The organism is Thermoanaerobaculia bacterium (assembly GCA_035260525.1).
In the GTDB taxonomy this organism is placed as follows: Bacteria; Acidobacteriota; Thermoanaerobaculia; order UBA5066; family DATFVB01; genus DATFVB01.
Window position 1 is genome coordinate 1 of sequence record DATFVB010000050.1, and the last position, 4646, is coordinate 4646.

Annotated in this window: 4 protein-coding genes and 1 pseudogene; 2 read left to right on the forward strand and 3 right to left on the reverse strand. The window is 70.7% G+C overall.

Translation table 11 applies throughout. The features are described 5' to 3' along the window. On the forward strand, positions 1–1252 hold a 1252-nt coding region (locus VKH46_02345; protein HKB69653.1), incomplete at its 5' end, for a leucyl aminopeptidase. A gap of 37 nt (positions 1253–1289) precedes the next feature. On the opposite strand, the gene VKH46_02350 is transcribed toward VKH46_02345, so the two are convergent. Further along, entirely contained in the window at positions 1290–2396 is a 1107-nt protein-coding gene (locus tag VKH46_02350) for an aldo/keto reductase (GenBank protein HKB69654.1), read from the reverse strand. Between the two features lie 162 nt (positions 2397–2558). Between VKH46_02350 and rdgB the strand changes: the two genes are divergently transcribed. After that, positions 2559–3113 carry an RdgB/HAM1 family non-canonical purine NTP pyrophosphatase gene (gene rdgB / locus VKH46_02355; protein ID HKB69655.1) on the forward strand — a complete coding sequence of 185 codons (555 nt, stop codon included), beginning with the start codon at positions 2559–2561 and terminating at the stop codon, positions 3111–3113. 167 nt (positions 3114–3280) lie between these two features. Here the strand turns inward: rdgB and coaE are convergent, their stop codons facing one another. Both coaE and VKH46_02365 read right to left on the reverse strand, forming a co-directional pair. Continuing rightward, a complete protein-coding gene (gene coaE / locus VKH46_02360) occupies positions 3281–3880 on the reverse strand; it encodes a dephospho-CoA kinase (protein ID HKB69656.1) in 600 nt (199 codons plus the stop codon). An 80-nt stretch (positions 3881–3960) separates the two neighbouring features. Continuing rightward, a pseudogene (locus tag VKH46_02365) lies at positions 3961–4646 on the reverse strand (bifunctional 5,10-methylenetetrahydrofolate dehydrogenase/5,10-methenyltetrahydrofolate cyclohydrolase).

Here is a 4646-nt window from a genome sequence, read left to right on the forward strand (position 1 = left end):
CGCCGCGCTCCGCGGGGCGACGCGCCAGGCCGCCCGCTCGATGCAGAAGCGCGGCGCTCGCGCGGCGCTGTTCGTGTATCCGCGGGAGGCGGCGGCGATCGCGGCGGCCCTTCTCCCGCACGTCGCTCTCTCCGATTACGACTTTCACCGCTACCGGAGCGGTGAGCGCAAGCCCCGCCTGACGCTCGGCGTGGACGTCGAGGGCGCGGCGCTTCGCCCCGAAGAGCGGCGCGGCGCGGAAGTCGTCGCCGAGATGGCGGAATGGACGCGGGACCTCGGGAACACTCCCGCCAACGATCTCGGGTCGCGGGAGCTGTCGGCGATCGTCGCCTCCGCCGCGCGCCGGGAGCGGCTCTATTTCCGATCCCTCTCGCCGGCGGAGATCCGCCGCGAGCGGATGGGCGGCGTTCTCGGCGTCTCCTCGGGGAGCCGCCGCCCCCCGGGGTTCCTCGTGCTCGCCCACCGTCCCCGGTCGTCGCGCGGGAACGTCGTCCTCGTCGGGAAGGGGATCACCTTCGACTCGGGGGGCATCTCGATCAAGCCTCCGGCGTCGATGGGCGAGATGAAGTTCGACATGATGGGCGCCGCGACCGCGCTCGCGATCGTCCGCGCCGCGCACCGGCTCGATCTTCCCGTGACGGTCACGGCGCTCACGCCGATCGCCGAGAACGTCCCGTCGGGAACGTCGTACCGGCCCGGCGACATCCTCCGGATGCGCAACGGCAAGACGGTCGAAGTCGACAACACGGACGCGGAGGGTCGCCTCATCCTCGCCGACGCGCTGTCCTACGCCGAGAAGTTCCATCCCGACGTGCTGATCGACTTTGCGACCCTGACGGGCGCCGTGCTCGTGGCGCTCGGTCAGGAGTGCGCGGGCGTCATGGGCAGCGACGACCGGCTCGTCGAGGACCTCCGCGCGGCCGGGGAGAAAACGGGCGACCGGTTCTGGCGGCTGCCGCTCTGGGACGAGTACCGCGACCTCCTCAAGTCCGAATACGCCGACATGAAGAACTCCGGCGGCCGCTACGGCGGCACCGTGAGCGCCGCGATCTTCCTCAAGGAGTTCGTGCCCAAGGGCGTCCCCTGGGCCCATTGCGACATCGCGGGAGTCGCGCACTTCGAGAAGGCGCGCGCGGGCTATCCCGCCGGAGCCTCCGGATTCGGAATCGCCGCGACGATCGAGCTCCTGCGATCACGGTACGCGAAGGGGCCGCGCCGGGCCGCCCGGCGCCGGAAAGCGGCGGGCCGGTAGCCGCCGAAAGCGCGAACCGGTCGGGACCGATCCGGGATCAGGCCGCGAACAGGCGGGCGATGGCGTCCGGATCCGCCGGCGGGAGGAGCGCCAGCCGGAACGTGTCGCGGGCGTGCTCCGGGTTCGAGACGCCGACGAGCGCCGACGTCACGCCCGCCGCCGAGCGGGGGAGCTGGAGCGCCCGCTCCGCTCCCTGGGGGATCTCGGAGAAGAGCGCGTCGACCTCCGGAGGGAGGTCCGCCTCGACCAGCCGCCCTTGCAGGATCGACGCGGACGAGAAGAGGGCGAGCCCCAGGTTGGCGGCGGCAGCGGCGAGCGGCGCCTTCCGCCCGCGGGAGCGCTGCGAAGGGTAGGCGATCGCCTGGGGCATCGCGAGATTGACGGGCGCCTGGACGGCCGCGAAGTGATGAGCGTCGCCCGCGACGTCGCGCGCCGCCGCGGCGATCTCGGCGAGCGAGAGGTGCGCCGGGTGGGACGGCGGGACGCGGAGCGCGTCCCACGTGGCCACGCCCCAGGACCCGATCCTTCCTTCCTGCGCGGCCTTCTCGAGAACCTCGATCGCGCGGCGCAGCCTCCCGGCGAAGGCCTCGCGCGGGACGGCCTGGAGCTGGGTCTCCGGATTGTGGAGGTAGTAGAGGTCGATCGTCGAGAGACCGAGGTTCTTCCGGCTCCACTCGATCATCTCGCCGAGGAACTGCGGCGACATCGCGTGGCATCCGGCGGCGACGTCGGGCGCCGAGAGGATCCCGGTGTCGAAGAACGCGGCGCCGGCCTGGATCTCCGGAGGCCGCGCGTCCTCGCCGTCGTACGGGAGGAAGCCGCCCTTCGTCGCGACGAAGATCTCCTCGCGCGCCGCCGCTCCCTCTTCGATCGCCGCCGCGACGGCCCGGCCGACGGCGCGCTCGCTGCGCTGCCCGCGGTAGTTGACCGCGGTGTCGATGACGTTGACCCCGAGAGAGAGCGCGACGGCGATCGACTCTTCGAACCCGCGGTCGGTCGCGTCGTCCTCCTCGCCGAGATACGTCCCGAGCCCGATCGAAGAGAGCCGAAGGCCTCCGGCCGTCTCCCGGAAATGTCCCGCCGCGGCGGGCGAACGGCGCGCGAAAGTTTCGGTTCCCTCGCCCGTGGCGCGACCCTCGATCACCCGCGGATTCCCCTCATCGTCGGAGCGGACGGATACCGGTACTCCCGAATGACGCGGCTCCTTTCTGAATGGGATCCCGGCAACAGTATAGAACGCCCGTCCCGCGGTTCCGGCGGCGCTCCGAGCCGGCGGGCTGACCGGCGATACGCCATAATCGGCGGAATGCGCATCCTGCTCGTCACCAGCTCCGCCGGCAAGGCCCGCGAGGCGTCAGAGATCCTCGGCTCCGAGGTCGAGCGCGCCGATCTCGAGCTGCCGGAAATCCAGGCCGCGACGATCGAGGATGTCGCGCGCGAGAAGGCGCGCGAGGCGTTCCGCCGGCTCGAGCGCGCCTGCGTCGTCGAAGACTCGGCCCTCGGCTTCTCCGCCTGGGGCGGTCTCCCGGGCCCATACGTCAAGTGGTTCGAGAGGCTCGCCGGCCTCGAGGCGCTGTGCCGGTCGCTCGACGGGTTCCGCGACCGAGGGGCGGCGGCGACCTGCGTCCTCGCCTTCCGGTCCGAAACGGAGCAGCTGACGGCGATCGGAAGGATCGACGGCGCGATCGCCGAGAGGCCGCGCGGAAACGGGGGCTTCGGATGGGACGCGATTTTCGTCCCCGAAGGGGAGGTGCGGACGTTCGCCGAGATGAGCGCCGCCGAGAAGAACGCGATCTCGCACCGGCGGCGGGCGTGGGAGGAGCTCCGGCGGAAGATCCGATTGTGGCAAGAAGGAAGGTAGGTGAAATCCGAAACCCGAATCTCGAAATCCGAAATGGACCGGGGCGGCTGGAGCTGTATTCCGAACTATAGGTTCGGCCTCCTTCGAGTTTCGGGTTTCGGGTTTCGGGTTTCGGATTTCGAATTTCGGATTTCGGATTTCGAATTTCGGATTTCGAATTTCGGGTCTCACCCCCCGGTTCTGACCCACTCCCGGTACAGCGCTTCCACCTTCTTCCGCAGTTCCTCGACCGTCCCGGTATTCTCGATGACGTCGTCCGCTTTTCGGCGGGCATCCTCCTCGGGAATCTGCGCCGCGATCCGCCGTTCTGTTTCGCCGCGCGAAATTCCTCGGGCCTCGGCGCGAGCGAGGCGCGCCGATCGAGGCGCGACGAGAAGGACGACCCGGTCGAACTCCCGCCCGTAGCCCCCGTCGAGGATCTGGGAAGCTTCCGCGACCGCGATGGCCGCGCCGGAGCGCTCGGCGTCCCCGAAGCGGCGCCGGATCTCCGCGATGACGAGGGGATGGATCGCGGCCTCCAGGCGTCGCCTCGCTTCGGGATCTTCGAAGGCGAGCTTTCCGAGCTTCGCTTTCGAAACCGCTCCGCCCGCGTCGAGCATCTCCCGCCCGAAGAGCCGTTCGACGGCTTTCGCGCCTTCGCCGCCCGGAACGTAGAGGTCCGCCACGATGCGGTCCGCGTCGAAGACCTCCGCCCCGCATTCGTGCAGTATCTTCGCGGCCGCGGACTTCCCCGACGCGATCCCGCCGGTCAGCCCGATCCGGATCACCGCGCCGGGTCTCTGCCCCCCTCTCCGCCGGGAGAGGGGGGCAGGGGGGTGAGGTTTCGTGAACGCGTGAGGTCGCGCGCGCGCGCATTCGCTGCGCGCACCGTGTTCTTCAGGAGCATCGCGACCGTGAGCGGGCCCACGCCTCTCGGCACGGGCGTGACCGCGGACGCGACCGCGCGGACGGAGTCGAAGTCGACGTCGCCGGCCAGACCGGCTTCGAGGCGGTTGATTCCGACGTCGATCACGACGGCGCCGGGGCGCACGAACTCCGCCGTCACGAAGCGCGGCTTGCCGACCGCGACGACGAGAATCTCCGCCTCGCGGCACACGGCGGCGAGATCGGGAGTCTTCGAGTGGGCGACCGTGACCGTCGCGTTGGCCGACAGGAGCAGCGCCGCCATCGGCTTTCCGACGATCTCGCTCCGGCCCACGACGACCGCGCGTTTGCCGGCGACCGTGATGCCGTTGCGGCGCAGAAGCTCCATGATGCCCGCCGGGGTGCACGGGACCAGATGCGGGCGTCCCTGCTGGAGCAGCCCGACGTTGAACGGATGGAAGCCGTCCACGTCCTTGGCGGGGTCGACGGCGTCGAGGACGCGCCGGCCGTCGAGTCCGGGCGGCAGCGGCATCTGGACGAGGAGCCCGTCCACCCCGGGATCGGCGTTGGCTTCCGCGACGCGGGCGAGGAGCTCTTCGAGGGTCGTCTCCGCCGGGAGCCGGAGCGTGTCGGCGGCGATCCTCGCCTCCCACGCGGCCTTTTCCTTGC